13 protein-coding genes are annotated in these 15,128 nt (G+C 42.7%); 11 read left to right on the plus strand and 2 right to left on the minus strand.

Translation table 11 applies throughout. From position 1 onward, the window contains the following. Window positions 1-28 precede the first annotated feature (28 nt). The 6 genes from HXT37_RS00775 to nucS all read left to right on the plus strand — a co-directional run bounded on the left by HXT37_RS00775 (window position 29) and on the right by nucS (window position 7,762). The gene (locus HXT37_RS00775) at window positions 29-1,096 is read left to right on the plus strand and encodes an aspartate-semialdehyde dehydrogenase (protein ID WP_421779564.1); all 1,068 of its coding nucleotides are present in this window, start codon (window positions 29-31) and stop codon (window positions 1,094-1,096) included. A 52-nt stretch (window positions 1,097-1,148) separates the two neighbouring features. After that, window positions 1,149-1,769, plus strand: coding sequence for a DUF5701 family protein (locus HXT37_RS00780; protein ID WP_004109989.1), 621 nt, complete (start codon window positions 1,149-1,151; stop codon window positions 1,767-1,769). Window positions 1,770-1,878: 109 nt separating this feature from the next. Next, window positions 1,879-2,580: an ABC transporter ATP-binding protein gene (locus HXT37_RS00785; protein WP_004105770.1), complete on the plus strand. Its 702-nt coding sequence runs from the start codon at window positions 1,879-1,881 to the stop codon at window positions 2,578-2,580. Between the two features lie 13 nt (window positions 2,581-2,593). After that, a complete protein-coding gene (locus HXT37_RS00790; RefSeq protein WP_415690114.1) occupies window positions 2,594-5,347 on the plus strand; it encodes an ABC transporter permease in 2,754 nt (917 codons plus the stop codon). A gap of 237 nt (window positions 5,348-5,584) precedes the next feature. Beyond that, the gene (locus tag HXT37_RS00795; RefSeq protein ID WP_100066729.1) at window positions 5,585-7,018 is read left to right on the plus strand and encodes an amino acid permease; all 1,434 of its coding nucleotides are present in this window, start codon (window positions 5,585-5,587) and stop codon (window positions 7,016-7,018) included. 36 nt (window positions 7,019-7,054) lie between these two features. Then, window positions 7,055-7,762, plus strand: coding sequence for an endonuclease NucS (gene nucS, locus HXT37_RS00800; protein WP_004109980.1), 708 nt, complete (start codon window positions 7,055-7,057; stop codon window positions 7,760-7,762). Window positions 7,763-7,846: 84 nt separating this feature from the next. Here the strand turns inward: nucS and HXT37_RS00805 are convergent, their stop codons facing one another. Then, window positions 7,847-8,836, minus strand: a complete 990-nt coding sequence (locus HXT37_RS00805) for an FKBP-type peptidyl-prolyl cis-trans isomerase (RefSeq protein ID WP_004109977.1) — start codon at window positions 8,834-8,836, stop codon at window positions 7,847-7,849. Between the two features lie 79 nt (window positions 8,837-8,915). Here HXT37_RS00805 and HXT37_RS00810 point away from each other — a divergent pair, with 79 nt between their 5' ends. The 4 genes from HXT37_RS00810 to HXT37_RS00825 all read left to right on the plus strand — a co-directional run bounded on the left by HXT37_RS00810 (window position 8,916) and on the right by HXT37_RS00825 (window position 13,458). Continuing rightward, entirely contained in the window at window positions 8,916-10,712 is a 1,797-nt protein-coding gene (locus HXT37_RS00810) for a hypothetical protein (protein WP_119504618.1), read from the plus strand. Further along, window positions 10,705-11,769: a hypothetical protein gene (locus HXT37_RS00815; RefSeq protein WP_004109972.1), complete on the plus strand. Its 1,065-nt coding sequence runs from the start codon at window positions 10,705-10,707 to the stop codon at window positions 11,767-11,769. Before HXT37_RS00810 ends, HXT37_RS00815 begins: the two co-directional genes overlap by 8 nt. A 41-nt stretch (window positions 11,770-11,810) precedes the next feature. Continuing rightward, entirely contained in the window at window positions 11,811-12,836 is a 1,026-nt protein-coding gene (locus HXT37_RS00820; protein ID WP_102703311.1) for a tetratricopeptide repeat protein, read from the plus strand. A gap of 283 nt (window positions 12,837-13,119) precedes the next feature. Further along, window positions 13,120-13,458: a hypothetical protein gene (locus tag HXT37_RS00825; protein ID WP_004109968.1), complete on the plus strand. Its 339-nt coding sequence runs from the start codon at window positions 13,120-13,122 to the stop codon at window positions 13,456-13,458. Window positions 13,459-14,068: 610 nt separating this feature from the next. Here the strand turns inward: HXT37_RS00825 and HXT37_RS00830 are convergent. After that, window positions 14,069-14,743 carry a hypothetical protein gene (locus HXT37_RS00830; protein ID WP_421779567.1) on the minus strand — a complete coding sequence of 225 codons (675 nt, stop codon included), beginning with the start codon at window positions 14,741-14,743 and terminating at the stop codon, window positions 14,069-14,071. A 78-nt stretch (window positions 14,744-14,821) separates the two neighbouring features. Here HXT37_RS00830 and HXT37_RS00835 point away from each other — a divergent pair, with 78 nt between their 5' ends. Next, entirely contained in the window at window positions 14,822-14,944 is a 123-nt protein-coding gene (locus tag HXT37_RS00835) for a hypothetical protein (protein WP_255358933.1), read from the plus strand. Window positions 14,945-15,128 lie beyond the last annotated feature (184 nt).

The raw sequence follows: 15,128 nt of genomic DNA on the forward strand, positions 1-15,128 counted from the left end.
ATACGTACTTACTTTTAGGGGAGTCTCGATGACAATTATCAACGAAAAAGGCGTGAACGTGGCAGTACTTGGCGCAACTGGCCAAGTTGGTATGGTAATGCGTCGAGTGCTTGACGAGCGCGATTTTCCAATAAAAGATTTACGTTTTATGGCTTCCGCTCATTCTGCTGGCACAGTTTTGCAATATCGTGGCAAAGACGTAGTCGTAGAAGATGTAGAAAAAGCAGATTTGCGCGGAATTGACATAGCTATTTTTTCTGCAGGCGATGGAACTTCAAAAATTTGGGCTCCGAAATTCGCTGAAGCTGGCGCAATTGTAGTAGATAATTCTTCGCAATGGCGTATGCATAACGATGTGCCTTTAGTAGTTGCGGAAGTAAACCCTGAAGATTTAGATACTATTCCAAGAGGAATAGTAGCAAATCCAAATTGCACAACTATGGCTTGCATGCCTGTATTAAAGCCGCTTGCTGATGCTTTTGGATTAAAACGTTTAATAGTTTCGTCTTATCAAGCTGTTTCTGGTGCCGGTCGAGCCGGTGCTTTGCAACTCATGAATGAGGCTCAAGCTGCATTAAACCAAGGAGCAGATAAACTCGTTTTCGACGGTAGCGCAATAGATTTCCCTGAGCCTACAAAAGTTGCTCGTACTATTGCTTTTAATGTAGTGCCTTTTATTGGTTCAATAGTTGATGACGGATCTGAAGAAACTGACGAAGAACAAAAATTGCGCAATGAAAGCCGTAAGATTTTGCATTTGCCAAATCTTGCAGCCTCATGTACTTGTGTGCGAGTAGGTGTTTTCACTGGTCACGGCATGAGCGTAAATGCTGAGTTTGAGCATGATGTAACTCCAGACATGGCTCGCGAAGTATTGAGCAAGGCTCCGGGAGTCGAGCTCAACGATATTCCTACTCCTCAGCTAGCAGCCGGAAAATCTGCAAGTTATGTTGGCAGAATTAGGAAAGATCAAGCAGTAGATGGAAATAAGGGATTGGCACTTTTTATCACTAACGATAATTTGCGAAAAGGTGCTGCATTAAATGCTGTGCAATTGGCGGAAATTATTGCTAAAAAGCGTAATTTCCTAAACTAATTATGGTTATATTGCGCTCGCGATTATGTAAGATTTTGCGTAAACTGGAATTATGTCAATAGCATCTGAAGAAATACAGCAGCAACTCGATCGTATAGTGGCACTTGGGTATCCAGATGTGGCTGATATGAGTGCCAATGCTTTTCGTAAGTTGGCAAATCCTATATTATGTGCGCTTGAAAATAGTAGTTTAGGTGCGAATATTTTATTGATTCCTACGCGTGAATTAGTTTCGCCTGAATCGTTGATTTCTCGGACGAGTATTAATCGCATGGCTGGATTCACTACTATGCCTCCGCGAGATATCATAAGTTTTCTTCCTAAAGACGGGTATGAGTTTCCTGAAGGTCCGTTCTATATAGTTGTCGATCCGCATACTGGCTCATCGTATTTGAATCGAGAGCCTGATGTTGCTCGTAAGCTTATTGATTCTGATGAGCGTTTGCCTCTTACGCTGGAAGAAGGGCTTGCTATTGCAACACAGCATCCAGATTGGCTTGAAAGCAAGAATGGATTTAATTTGCTTGGTTCGCAAAGCGCAGATGGGCGTGTGCCAAGTATATGGATGAGCCAATGTGCTCCGCGTTTAGGTGCTGTCTGGCCAAATTCTCGTCATACTTGGCTTGGTAATGCGTATTGCATGGAAAGATGTGGAGTGTCATCGCTGAAGTAAGTTAGCGAATTTTGCGCTCATTTAGTAAAATAGTACGAAATATAACGGTAGATAATACAAATAAATAGAAGTTGAATTTTTATAGTTTCTCATATTGTGAAGGTGTGTTGTGGCATATATAACTTTTGATCATGTAGTGAAAGAATACCCATCAGGTTCTGGTGCTGTGCGAGCTTTAGATGATGCCAGTTTTACTGCACAGAGCGGTGAGCTTACAGTAATTTTAGGTGCATCTGGCGCGGGAAAAACTACAGCATTAAATATTTTGGGCGGTATGGATACTGCAACAAGCGGTCGTGTTGTTGTTGGCGATTGCGATGTTACTAAGCTAAAAGGTCGTAATTTGGTTCGCTACCGCAGAGAAGACATTGGTTTTGTTTTTCAATTTTATAATTTAGTTCCAAATTTAACTGCTCTTGAAAATGTAGAGTTAGCTTCGCAAATTTGTGCAGATCATTTTGACCCTGCTCAAACGCTTATTGATGTTGGCTTGAAAGAAAGGCTACATAATTTCCCAGCTCAACTTTCTGGCGGTGAGCAGCAACGCGTATCTATTGCGCGAGCTCTTGCTAAAAAACCTAAATTATTGTTATGTGACGAGCCTACTGGTGCCTTGGATTATGAAACAGGTAAGGCAGTATTGCAATTATTGCAAGATATTTGCCGAACTGAAGGCATGACAGTGCTGATTATTACTCATAATGCTGCCATTGCTCCGATGGCTCACAAAGTTGTTCGTTTCCGTTCTGGAAAAGTTGTAGACGAAACTGTGCAAGAACATCCTATGGCTATAGCCGATATTGAGTGGTGATTAGGTGGTTGTTATGCGGAAAGTAACAGCAGTTTCAAAGCAATCTGATAATAAAAACGCCAATAATGGCAGTGAAGGTAAGCGCACGCACTCATTGCTGCCAATAGTATTTATTAGCGCAATTAGAATGTGGGTTCGCGAATGGCGTCGCTTCTGTGTTCTTGCGGTTATTGCAATGCTTGGCGTTGCTGTTATGACTGGTATTTATGCAGGCTGCAACGACATGTTTCTCGCTACTAACGATATGTATGCGAAATTGCATGCTTATGATTTGCAAATCGTATCTACTCTTGGTTTAACTAAAGACGATGTTGCAGCATTACGCGCGTTGCCAAGTGTGAGTGAAGTTGAAGCAGAGCGTTCTTGGAAAGCAACAGCGCACGCAACAGATGATGCAAAGTCTTCATACGCAATGAATTTCGTGCATTATGTAGAATCGCAAAAAAATCTTAATCGTTTGCATTTGCTTAAGGGCAACATGCCTAAAAATAATAGTGAAGCTGTTGTAACTCAGCGATTTTTACACGATAGTGGATTGAGCATTGGCAATGTGATAGTAGTCAACGTGCAGCAAAATGCGGGCGTTGGAAGTCTTGGTTCTTCTAATTCAAAGTCTAAAACTTATCGTTTGCGCATAACTGGTAGCGTGCTAGATAGCAACGATTTAAACAATCCTGATGGCTATCAATCTAAAGCATTTCGTAACTCTGTGACGTCTAGATACCCAATATTTACTTCTGCTGCTCCTGATAACGTGGCTAGCTTGCCGTATACAGCAATATCGGTGCGTTTGAATGATGCTCAACGTGTCAATGTTTTTTCTAAAGATTATCGTGGCATCGTCGACGATGCGTCTGAACAGATTCAAGAACGCGTGCAATCTAAGCGAGAAACAGCTCGACGTAATCAAATTATCGACAAACAAGTTAATTTAGAATTAAAAAATATTATTGCAAACGATCCCAGGCTTCAGCGCGCTCCAAATTTTGTTAAAGAGCAAGCAAAAAAGCAAATTCGTAAACAAATTAAGTCAGAGATTCAAAAACGTGTTCCTCAAGCTCAATGGCATATATCTACTCGCATAGCTAACGATAGTTATGCGAGTTTGCGTTCTGACGTTGCTTCAATACAGTCACTTGGATACGCTTTCCCAGCAGTATTTCTTGTTGTAGCAATGATGATGAGTTTAACTGCTATGGCTCGTATGGTTGAAGAAGAGCGAGGGCTTATTGGCACATACTTAAGTTTGGGATACGGTCGTTCTACTGCAGTAACAAGACATGCTTTCTTCGCAATATTCGCGTGTTTTGTTGGCGGCGGAATTGGCGATATTATGGGTTTTCTTGCAATCCCTTCACTTTTACTAAAAATCTTGCGTGGCTTATACGCTGTGCCAGACGTTAGGTTGAAGTATGACTGGCTATATGGCTCTTTGTGTGTGCTAGCATTTGTGATTCCTGTTGCAATATGCACAATCGTTGTTAGTTGGCGAGAAACAAAGCAAGTTCCTGCAGCTTTGTTAAGACCAAAAGCTCCAAAAGCTGGTTCTCGCGTTCTTCTTGAAAGGTTGCCTTGGATTTGGAAGCGAATGAGTTTCTTAAATAAGGTTACCGTTCGCAATTTGGCGCGATTCAAAGGCAGATTGTGCATGACTATCGGTGGAGTTGCCGGTTGCACAGCGCTTATTGTTTGCGGTCTTGCTTTGAACGATACTGTTGCGACCTTGGGTATTCGTCAATACGAGGGAATTTATCGATACGATATGATTTCTATCTCGGCTCCAGGATCTTTCCAAAATATGAAGAAAAGCGTTGAGCAAGACAAGTCAAATAATAAAGTAGAAACTATACTTCCAGCTTATGTGGGCTCTGGAGAAATAGCTAAAAATCAATCAAATAAGTCGCATAGTCGTCATGTTGAGGATGCTGAAAGCGTGCAGTTGATTGTTGTAAAAGACACAAAAACTTTGTCTTATCTTGTAAATTTGCAGGATGTGGGCAATAATTTGCAAGCTATTAAACTTACAGATGAAGGTCCGTTGCTTTCTCAAAGCGCTGCTGCATCTCTGGACATTACTCGTGGTAGTGAAATTAATGTGACGAATACTAGTTTTAAACGTGCGAAAGTTAAAGTTAAAGCTATTGTTCGTAATCTTATTGGTTCTAATATTTACATGACTGAACGTTGCTACGAACGCTTATTTAATGGAGAAAACAGTAAGCTTTTGAAACATAATGCGTTAATTTTGCGTTTGCGAGGTAGCGATAATAATAAAATTAAATATGCCGACAAGGTTTCTGAACGTGACGGTGTGCTTGCTGTTATGAATATTACGCGTATGAAGCATGCTTTTAGTTTTGATCTTATGAATGCTGTTGTTGCTTTAATCGTAACTTTGGCTGCTGGCTTAGCTTTAGCTGTGCTTTTTACTCTTGCAAGTACTAATATTTCGGAACGTACTCGCGAAATGGCTACGCTGAAAGTTCTTGGTTTTTATCGTAGAGAAGTTCATTCCTATGTGCATAAAGAAATGCTTACTTTAACTGTTATCGGCATTGCAGTTGGATTGCCATTAGGAAGGCTTATTGCAGGATTGTTGACTAGCGCGCTTCGTATGCCGTCTTTGTATTTTGAAGTTGAAGTAGCTCCTTTAAGCTATTGCATTGCTGGCGTTGCAACACTAATTTTTGCGTTAATTGTGCAATGGGCTACCAACCCAGCTTTGGATCGCATAGATCCAGTAAGCTCACTTAAAAGTGTGGAATAGTTGCGCGAATTGTGGAATGCGTAATGAATAGTTAAGGGTTCCTATAAAATTAGAAATTCGTGGCTATTAAGGAACGGAGTTGTAATAATGAGTGAGACTGTGAATAGTGACATTAATGTAGGTTCTAAACAAACAGAATCTGCAGAGACGCACAATAGCACATCTTCTCATAATCAATCTTCAAACCAATCTTCTCGCGTATCTGCGCAAGAAAATGCAAGTAGCAATACAAACCAAATGGAGCGTAGTCTTACCAAGCGTCATGTGCAATTTATTGCTATTGGCGGCACAATTGGAACAGGTTTGTTCCTTGGTTCTGGAAAATCAATTAGCTTAACAGGTCCGAGTATTGTATTCGTTTACATTATTGTGGGCTTGATCATGTTCCTGCTGATGCGTGGCATTGGTGAGCTAATGTACAAGGATCCAAACCAGCATACTTTTATTAGTTTTATTACGCGTTATCTTGGCAGAGGTTGGGGTAATTTTGCTGGATGGTCGTATTGGTTTGTGCTTGTACTTATTGGTATGAGCGAAATTACGGCAGTTAGTACGTATTGTGTCACATTCTTCCAAACTTTCGATATTGACGTAAGTCATTGGAAATGGCTGATAGAAGTAGTATTTTTAGCGGCTTTAGTGTGCATAAATTTGGTAGCTGTAAAGCTATTTGGGGAAACTGAGTTTTGGTTCTCAATGATTAAAATTACGCTAATTGTTGCTCTTATTGTTACAGCCGTAGTTATGGCTTTAATTGGTTACCATTACTCTGCAACTCCTTTGCATGGTGGTGTAATGAGTCCTGCTGGTCACGCTGGATTAGATAATATTTTCAACAATTTCTCGCTTATGCCAAATGGCTGGCTTTCCTTCTTAATGAGCTTCCAAATGGTGTTTTACGCGTACCAGCTTATTGAGTTTGTTGGTGTGACTGTTTCGGAAACTAAGAATCCTCGCCAGGTTTTGCCAAAGGCTGTTAACGAGATTATTGTACGCGTTCTGGTTTTCTATGTTGGTGCTCTCATAGCGATTATGCTTATTGTGCCGTGGCAACAGTTTAGGGCTACGAATGCGGAAGGCGTATTTATGTCACCATTCATTATGGTGTTCCAATACGCGGGATTGCATTGGGCTTCTGCGCTTGTGTTCTTTGTGGTTATTACAGCTGCTTCTTCTGCGCTTAATTCTTTGCTGTATTCTGCTGGTCGCCACATGTATCAGATTGCGCTTGAGTCACCTTCGCCTCTTTTGGGTAAGTTGCGTAAGGTTTCACGCACGAAGGTTCCTGCTCGCGCGATTTTGTTCTCGTCTGCTTTGATTCTTCTTTCGCCAATTATTAATTCGATCCCTGGCATTCATGGTGCGTTTATTTTGTTTGCTTCGGCTTCTTCTGCAGTGATAATCATGATTTATATTTTGATTATGGTTACGCATCGTAAGTACCGTGAATCTGCTGATTTTATGCCAGACGGTTTCGTTATGCCGCATTATAAGCTTTTGAATTCTCTTACTATAGCGTTCTTTGCTTTTGTGTATGTGACTTTGTTTATTAGCGACGATACGCGAGCTTCTGCAATTGGCGGACTAGTGTGGCTCGTATTGTTCGGCGGATACTGCGCCTTACATCAACATTGGCAGAATCGCGATTTAGCTGAAGCTTTGGGGAAGTAAGGTACTTCTTTACTTGATTTCTGTTATGCTTGCTGTGTGCGAATTATTGTTGCAGATTGCAGTGCAGAGTATACAGGTAGGTTAAATGCCACGCTTCCTTTAGCTAAGCGAGTGTTGCTTATTAAAGCAGATGGCAGCGTACTTATTTTTTCTGAGCTTGGTGCGTATAAACCTCTTAATTGGATGGTAGCTCCTTGTAGTATGCGTGTTTTACGTAAAGAAGATAGCGGCGAATCCGATGCTGGCGTTGTTGTAGATGGCTGTATTTTGCGTGTTGCTGCCGCTAAAAGCGATGATTTGCTTATGATTTCGCTCGAGCATGTTTATAGCGATAATACTTACGATTTGGGTGAGGATCCTGGCTTAATTAAAGATGGTGTTGAGGATCATTTGCAACGTTACTTGGCTGAGCAGATTGAACGAATCGGCGATGGTGCAACGTTGGTGCGCCGTGAGTATCCTACGGCTATCGGCCCAGTGGATATTATGGCTCAGGACGCGGATGGTGTACATGTCGCTATTGAGATTAAGCGGCATGGCGGTATCGACGGCGTTGAACAACTTACGCGTTATTGTGAGTTACTGAATAGAGATCCGTTACTTAAGCCGGTTAGAGGTATTTTTGCTGCGCAAACTATTAGCCCACAAGCTCGCGTTTTGGCTGAGGATCGTGGATTTACTTGCTTAATATTGGATTACGATGAAATGCGTGGAGTCGAGTCCAACGATCTTCGTCTGTTCTAAATATGTAAAAACCCCTCGGGAAGGAGGGGTTTATTATTTATGAATCGCTAGTTAATTCTGCAACAGTTTGCAAAATTACAAATCTCACGAAGCATAGAGAATATCGACTACAAAGTACAGCGTGGCATTTGCAGGAATAGTTACGTTTCCGCGCGCGTCCTTCTTTTCTTCTTTACCGTAGCCATCTTCTGGTGGGATTACCAAAAGAACTTGGGAGCCAACTTTCTTTCCAGTTAAGCCTTTAGTCCAACCAGGGATTACTCCTCCAGCAAGTTGGAAGTCTGCAGGTATGCCACGAAGCCAAGAAGAATCAAATTGATGCAATTTGCCGTCTTTATCAGTAGTCCAGCCAGTGTAATGGGCAGAAACTGTGTCTTTTGCAGTTACTTTTTTGCCGGTTCCTTCAATCAAAGTCTGAGAAACAAGCTTTCCGTCTGGAACGTAGTTATTTTTATCTAAGGTTGGTGCTCCAGATTTATCAAGAGTTACCTTCGGCAAATTTGCGGGAATATTCGTAACAGCCTTGCCCGTTGCTCTAGTTATAGCCTTTGATCGCGAAACCATTGTAAGAACCATAACATATGAAGGATTTTTATATCCTTCACTTACGCCAAAAGCAATAGTTGTATTAATTTTCTTGCCTTTAATCAAAGCGTAATATGGGCGGCTTGTAGAATTTTTATTAATGTAAATCGAGCAATCAGCTTTGCCTTTTTCCCAAGTATTCATAAGCTCTTTGCCGGTTTTGGAGTCGAACACAATGCCCTGAGAGCATACGCGATCGCCTTCTTTAATTGTTTCTCCGTTGCCTCGTTGCAAAACAGCATAAGTATTTTGCTTTACTTTTACAGGCGTTTTCAGCGTTATTTTAGGCTTTTTCCCAAGTGCTCCAGATGCGCTTACGCCTTCCAGCAACTGCATTCCAGCTTTTTGAGCGTTCTCATCAGTTAAATTGTTTTTGTTGTTGGAACTTTCTCCGCATGAAGCGAGTACTACACACATTGCCACTGCACTAATAGTTGCAAAAGTGCGAAGCAAAAAGGATTTTTGTTCTAATGTTTTGATTTTTTTCATAGCCTCACATTACCGCTTGACGCTGATTTTTACATCAAAACATGCAAGTAATATTAAAAGACTGTAGAATGGTATCGTTATGACAAATATAGAAGATGCTTCTGATACAGAAGGACGACCAATGCGACGACCAATGCGACGGCTCACTTTGCGCAGTAAAATCATGCGCGGTGTTGTAGCTCCATTTTTTGCTTTGCTTGCAGTATTAAGCGTTGTTCTTGGAGTTGCTAACGCAACATTTTGGAAGCCTAGCAACGTTGTTATTGCGTACGCTAACGTATCTGGAACTCGTTATATTGTCACTGATCCTGGTGTTTTGAATCTTGTAGATAACAGGGTTCGTATTAGTGTTGCTGCTTTGCATACGCGTAAGCCTATTTGTGTTGCTGTAGGTTTAACGAAAGACGTAAGAGGCTGGGTGGCAGGTTCTCCAGTACAAAGAATTACTGGTTTGCGTGATTGGAATAATCTTTCAGTTTCTGAAGTGTCTGGTAAAACCTCTGTGCAAGCGGGTGACTCTGTGGACATTAAGGATCCTGACGTAAAATTCCAAGAATCTAATTTATGGCCTATAGTTACATGCCAGCTTGGTTTAGCGAAATTGGCAATAAATACTGCAGATTATGTTCAATCTTCTGGTTCTGCGTCGTATGATCATGCTGTTGCAAGCGGCACAATGCCTAAATCGGGCACTCGCGCTAGTAAGTCAAATAGTCATGATGCGTCTTCTTCTTCACTGCGCTCGCAGGCTGCTAGACGTGTTTTGCTAATTGATTTGGGGGATAATGTGCCGGAAGCTTCCGTAGAATTGCGGTGGCGTCGTAATCAAATTCCAGATTTTGCAACGCCTTTATATTTTGTAGGAGTGCTTTTTGCAGTATTAGCTATACTTTCTGCAACTATTTTTGCAATGGCTCCGCATCGTCGTCGTAATAAGCAATTAATAGCTAGCCGTTCAGGAGTGTTGGCAGTAAAGTCTGCACAGCGTGACGAAGTCACCTTTGCTGAGGCGATTTCTGGAACCATGTCTGGTATTTTTGGTCACAAACGACACAAGAAGGATTCTGGAAGCCACGCAAGGCATGGAGATCATGCGCGTCGTCGCAAAGATTCAATGCAAAGCGGCGACTCAAATGGTATGCAAACTCGAATTGCGTCTGCTTCTACAGCGGTTGCATCTACTGATTCTTTGGCTGAAACTACTGTTATTGCGCAAGATGAAATGCTTGCGTTTGCCACGCGCTTTATGCAGCAACATGACGATAATTCTTATTTAGATGGTTTAGACAATGCTGATGATGAATTTAATGATTTGCACAATCAGGATGCTGCGGCAAACGGAGAAGATTTAGCAAATGCGGAAGATATAGGAAATGCGAAATATTCTGGAAATTCAGCAGGATCAGCAAATTCAGAAAATAAGCAATATAAGCGGAATTCTCAGAATATTAAGACTCCGCGAAATAAGAAAAAATCTTACGCAAGCGCGTCGGATGGCAATAGTCTGAACGATTATAAGAATAAGCGTCAGCAGCAAAATAAGTATGCACAGCAGAATAACAAGAGGCGTAATCGTCAGAACGATAGAAATAATGCTAATAATTCTGAAAAGTTTGCAAAGAAACGTTTAGAAACGGTCAAGCCTTCAGATAGTAATAGCAAGATTTCACATGAATCTAGTAAGAAAAAGCTTAATGAGCACGAAAACTATCGCAACTCAGAATCAAACAAACGTCAAAATTCGTCTAAAAATAGCAACGATAAGCAATCTCGCATAAAACGAAATGGGTTTAGAGGAGACGGCGGTAACGGTCGCTACAGAAAAAATGGGAAAGGCTACCGCGGTAATTCTTCAAGTGAGCGAGGAAATGAGTAAAATGCGTAATAGTAATGTCGATATTCACCGAGTAAAAAGTAAAAATAGAGGCGTATTGCGCAACAACGTAGTCACATTAATAGCATGTGTTGTATCAACGGTTATGGTAACCGGATTATCTGCTTGCGATGGGCAGGTGCCGAAACCTGCTGAAGCGCGTAGTAATCAAGAGTTACCTAATGTGACTATGCTGCAAGAAAAAGATATCCGCTTGGGGTTGCTTCGCACTCTAGAAAAGGCAAACGACGAAAAAGATGTGGATTCATTATCTCAAGCAGTTTCTGGACCTGCTCTCGATATTCGTACGAGCGAGCTTACGATTGCAAACAAAACTGGAAACTTAGATCCTAAGGCCACTATTCCGCGTGAAGCCGCGCAAACTATTGTGCCAACTAATTCTGGTTGGCCAAGAGATTTAATGACTATTACAACTACTACTAAAGATCAGCAGTCAAAACGTTTGCTGGTTTTACGTCAACAGAGAGCGCGTTCGAATTATAAACTTTGGGCTGTTGCGCGCTTATTCCCTGGAGTGCATCTTCCTAAATTTGCTGTGCCAAGTATTGGTTCTTCAATGGGTAAATCTAACGATACTGGTTTGGTGATGACTCCAGATGAAGCGGTAGCTGCGTACGCTGACGTTTTACAAAATGGTGAAAACAGCAAGTACGCAAAGCATTTTGCTGACGATTATTTGCGTAAAAAGTTAGTTGAACTTTCTAAAGCAGTGCAAGCTGGAATGGAGCGAAATAAAGGCTCTCAAGAACAAGTCTTTACACCAAATCTCAAACAAATAAGCATTATGCGTTCAAGCGATGGAAGTGATTTGGTTGTTGCGCGCATAGATTCTGTGTGGACTCGTAAAGCTGGTGAAGGGCGTGAATCTCGTCCTGCTTCTGATGAAGAAAAAGCATTATTTGGCGACGGTAAAGCAAAAGGTACTATGCGAGTAACTTACGTAAATGTTATTGCTCTAGTAGTTCCTCCAGCTAGTTCTCATATGAAGATTATTCCTGTTGGTGCTGAGCGTCAGCCTATTAAGGTAGAAGCTTTATAAATTTTGTAAGTGCAATGTAGTGTGCTTGGAAAAGAGGAAAAATGGTGAGTAGCAAAGCGCAAGGCATGAATCCTGGCGGATTTTCGCTTGCTGGGGCTGTAGATTTAGAAGGCGTAAAGCGTCGTGTAGAAGCTCAAGCTAAGCAAGCTGCTAAAGCTGCGTCGGGTTCTACTGGTTCTTCTGCTCCAAAAGCTGGCGGCTATGTAATCGATGTTAATGAGCAGTCTTTTCAGGCGATGGTGCAAACGTCTGTAAGTTTCCCAATTGTTATTTTGCTTTGGCAAGCTAATGACGAGGCCTATTATGATGTGGCGCAGAAATTAGCGGATGCTGTTAACGCGCTTGACGGTCGTATGCAGTTAGCTCGTATCGACTCTGATGAAAGCCCAAGTATTGCTCAAGCATTGCAAGCGCAGCAGCTTCCTGCAATTTACGGTTTAATTGGCGGACGCCCTATGCCTATTGCGCAAGGTTTACCTAGCGATGAGGAATTACAGCAGATTTGTGGCACTATTTTGCCGCAATTGGTTCAGGTTGCTGAACGCTCTGGTGTTGCTGGAACTGCTCCTTTTGTGGAATCCTCGGTTGAGAAAAAGTCTGAAACGTCTAAAGATGCAGATCAAGATAGTTCCGAGAATAATTCTGTTGAGAGTGTTCCACCTGCTCATGAGCAAGCTCATTCGCTTGCTATGAAGGGTGATTATGAAGGTGCTGCACGTGAGTATGCAAAAGTAATGGAAGCGGATCCTCATGATGTGCTCGCATCGCGTGAACATGCAAAAGCTTTGTTGCTTTCGCGTAATACTAATACTGATGTTGCTGCGGTTAGAAAGGCTGCTGGCGATAATAAGGATGATTTAGATTCGCAGCTTGCAGTAGCAGATGTAGATATGATTGACGGTCATATTGATGACGCTTTTGGGCGACTGCTTGACTTCCTTGCATCTGGTCATAAGAGTGATGCGGATGCTATTCGTTCTCGTATGCTTGAGTATTTTGCCATACTTCCTGCAGATGATGCTCGATTAGCGCGCGCTCGCCGTCGCCTTGCAATACTTCTTTATTGATTCTTATGAAGATGACTTGTATTTTGGCGATTGCAGATTGACTGACTTATGCGTTATTAAATAAAAAAGCCAAGAACCACAACAATCGTGAGAAATTCGTGTGATTCTTGGCTTCAGTAGCGGGGCATGGATTTGAACCATGGACCTCTGGGTTTCCTAACTAATCTCTTACAAAGCCACAAATTTTAATATCTTTCCTTTCCTAAAAATTAAGATAGCTCAGAGCAATACCTCTGAGCTATCGAATAAGCCTTTTCATCAAGAAACAATGCGGAGTCTTTTGATGAAAGTACTTAATATTTTAACCAACCCAGATGATAACGTCAACGATCTTGTAACGTTTAATGCTCCTTCCGCAGCTCTCCAGTTTGACGAGGAAAAACGGGAAGAGATTCGCTCTCTTAATCCTGATGCTCAAATGAATTGGGCACATACTACTACGCAACAGTTGCGCGAAAAACTTGTCACAACGATTGATAGCGTAGAGCTTGCTAACAATAATGTTGCAGACTTCTGCATTGCATTAAATACGGCGCTTTCTGGTGAAGCATGGGCTATTCTTGGAATAAGGCGGGCTCTAGTTGGGAGACATAGTCTTTATCGAGTGTCCAGTTGTGGATGAAGCGTAGGTCGCACGAGTTTTCGTATGTGTTTTCAAGCTCGCTTATGGGGTGGATGGTGTATCCGGTTTTTTTGCGCGTCTTGCTCATCTTGTGTGTTTTCGCAGATGTAGATTTTGTGGCATCCGTCGTATGCGAAGCTTGTGCCGGTGACTGGCTTGCTGTTAATTTTCATTCTTGTTTTCCTTTCTACTTGTATATGATTTTTCTTATGGTTTGGTTTTATATAAAAACCCTGGTGTGATTATTTTTCGTTCGTGTTGTTGAACACTGGAAGGGACAAAAACGGAATGCGCTGGAGCCAACCCCTTGCGGGCCCTAGCTTCGCGCGTGTCCGTAACGCGAGTGGAGGACGCGGGGAAGTTGGCGGAAGTGACCCGTTTTTTAGAGTGGGAAGTGTCAAGAACACGTCATAAAAAGCAAAAAATGAGAGTACACCGCAGGTGTTCCATGCGATGATAATGGGTCTGCCGCCATGATAGTGGTGGCAGATTCTTTGTTCTGCTGGTGGCGGCTGGTTCACACATCTTTGTGTGAACTTATGGAAGCATAGTAGCCACCCTTCTCGCGTGGTAATAGCGCGGCTTGCTCCTGGGGGTAATGCCCTAAAATTTATGGAATTTTGTTCAGGGCATGCCCTAGGGGTAAGACGCGCCCCGCGCGGGAGGGTGGCTGCGATAAGCCACCAGGGGCTGGCAGAAAAAGTTGCGCTTCTTTTTCTGCCAGCAAACCCTCTGCTTGCTTCTGGCACCAGTGGGGTGTGATGTGGTGAAGGAGCGCTGTAGTAGTGATGCGTGCAAGCCAGTACTTCTCGTCTATCGTGAGTGCTTTCTGGGCTGTGATACGAGCGTTTGTCGTGTCATTTTTCAGCCAATACAAGTATGACAGTGTGCCATAGACTGTGACAGTTTCCCTCTGACTTAATCCTTTAAGTTCCAGCATGGTGGTCAGCAGTGCTATTGCACGATGGATGCGCCGTGTGTCGAGGGTGAAATTGTCATCTCTAAAAACCAGGTCGAGGCTTGAACGCACATAGTGGACAGTTTTCTCAGCGAATGGGTGCTCAACGTTATCGAGGAAGTCTTGCATGGTGCAGCCATGGAAACTATCAATAAGGAACATGTCACGCACGATGAGGAGACTGCTTAATGCTTGGATACCGTAGCGTAGTGTGTTCTCGTCCAATCCTTTCGTGGTAAAGCCTGCTAGGTAGTTGTGGAATGCTACGAGAGCTTCTACCTCTCCTATTAGGAGTGTGACCGTGTGGTCGCTGTTGATGGTAACCATTTTTTTTATCCTTTCCTTGTGTGTTGGTAGTTCCAGGGCAGGCACACCCGTAAACCCACAAGAACACTCCCAGTCCTTGTGCGACGCTCCAGGCTCGACTCCGGTCAGCCCGTGGAACATGTTGTGGAATGGGCTGGCAGGGGTGAGCTTGTTGGGTGGCGTGACAAGGCTGGCGTGTGGTCTTTGGACTGGGTGTGCTAGCCTCTGGGCTACCAACACGAGAAAGTGGGGGCGGCGACCGGTGGCAGCATTCTTGCTGCGCCACAACAGTACAGTCTCCACGAGTGAAACTCGTGGAGACAATAGCCGCCCAGACTTTTTAGTGGATCCGGGTATGGTGCTGATATTTCTTTTAATTCTCATGATGTTAGTCAAAAGAATTTAC

Origin of the sequence: Gardnerella sp. DNF01151 (assembly GCF_049244235.1) — a bacterium.
Taxonomy (GTDB): domain Bacteria; phylum Actinomycetota; class Actinomycetes; order Actinomycetales; family Bifidobacteriaceae; genus Bifidobacterium; species Bifidobacterium swidsinskii.

Bases quoted from the DNA above. Each gene is read 5' to 3' on its own strand.
- HXT37_RS00775 (WP_421779564.1), top strand. From the start codon at position 29: ATGACAATTATCAACGAAAAAGGCGTGAACGTGGCAGTACTTGGCGCA.
- HXT37_RS00780 (WP_004109989.1), top strand. From the start codon at position 1,149: ATGTCAATAGCATCTGAAGAAATACAGCAGCAACTCGATCGTATAGTG.
- HXT37_RS00790 (WP_415690114.1), top strand. From the start codon at position 2,594: ATGCGGAAAGTAACAGCAGTTTCAAAGCAATCTGATAATAAAAACGCC.
- HXT37_RS00795 (WP_100066729.1), top strand. From the start codon at position 5,585: ATGGAGCGTAGTCTTACCAAGCGTCATGTGCAATTTATTGCTATTGGC.
- HXT37_RS00805 (WP_004109977.1), bottom strand. From the start codon at position 8,836: ATGAAAAAAATCAAAACATTAGAACAAAAATCCTTTTTGCTTCGCACT.
- HXT37_RS00810 (WP_119504618.1), top strand. From the start codon at position 8,916: ATGACAAATATAGAAGATGCTTCTGATACAGAAGGACGACCAATGCGA.
- HXT37_RS00815 (WP_004109972.1), top strand. From the start codon at position 10,705: ATGAGTAAAATGCGTAATAGTAATGTCGATATTCACCGAGTAAAAAGT.
- HXT37_RS00820 (WP_102703311.1), top strand. From the start codon at position 11,811: ATGGTGAGTAGCAAAGCGCAAGGCATGAATCCTGGCGGATTTTCGCTT.
- HXT37_RS00825 (WP_004109968.1), top strand. From the start codon at position 13,120: ATGAAAGTACTTAATATTTTAACCAACCCAGATGATAACGTCAACGAT.
- HXT37_RS00830 (WP_421779567.1), bottom strand. From the start codon at position 14,743: ATGGTTACCATCAACAGCGACCACACGGTCACACTCCTAATAGGAGAG.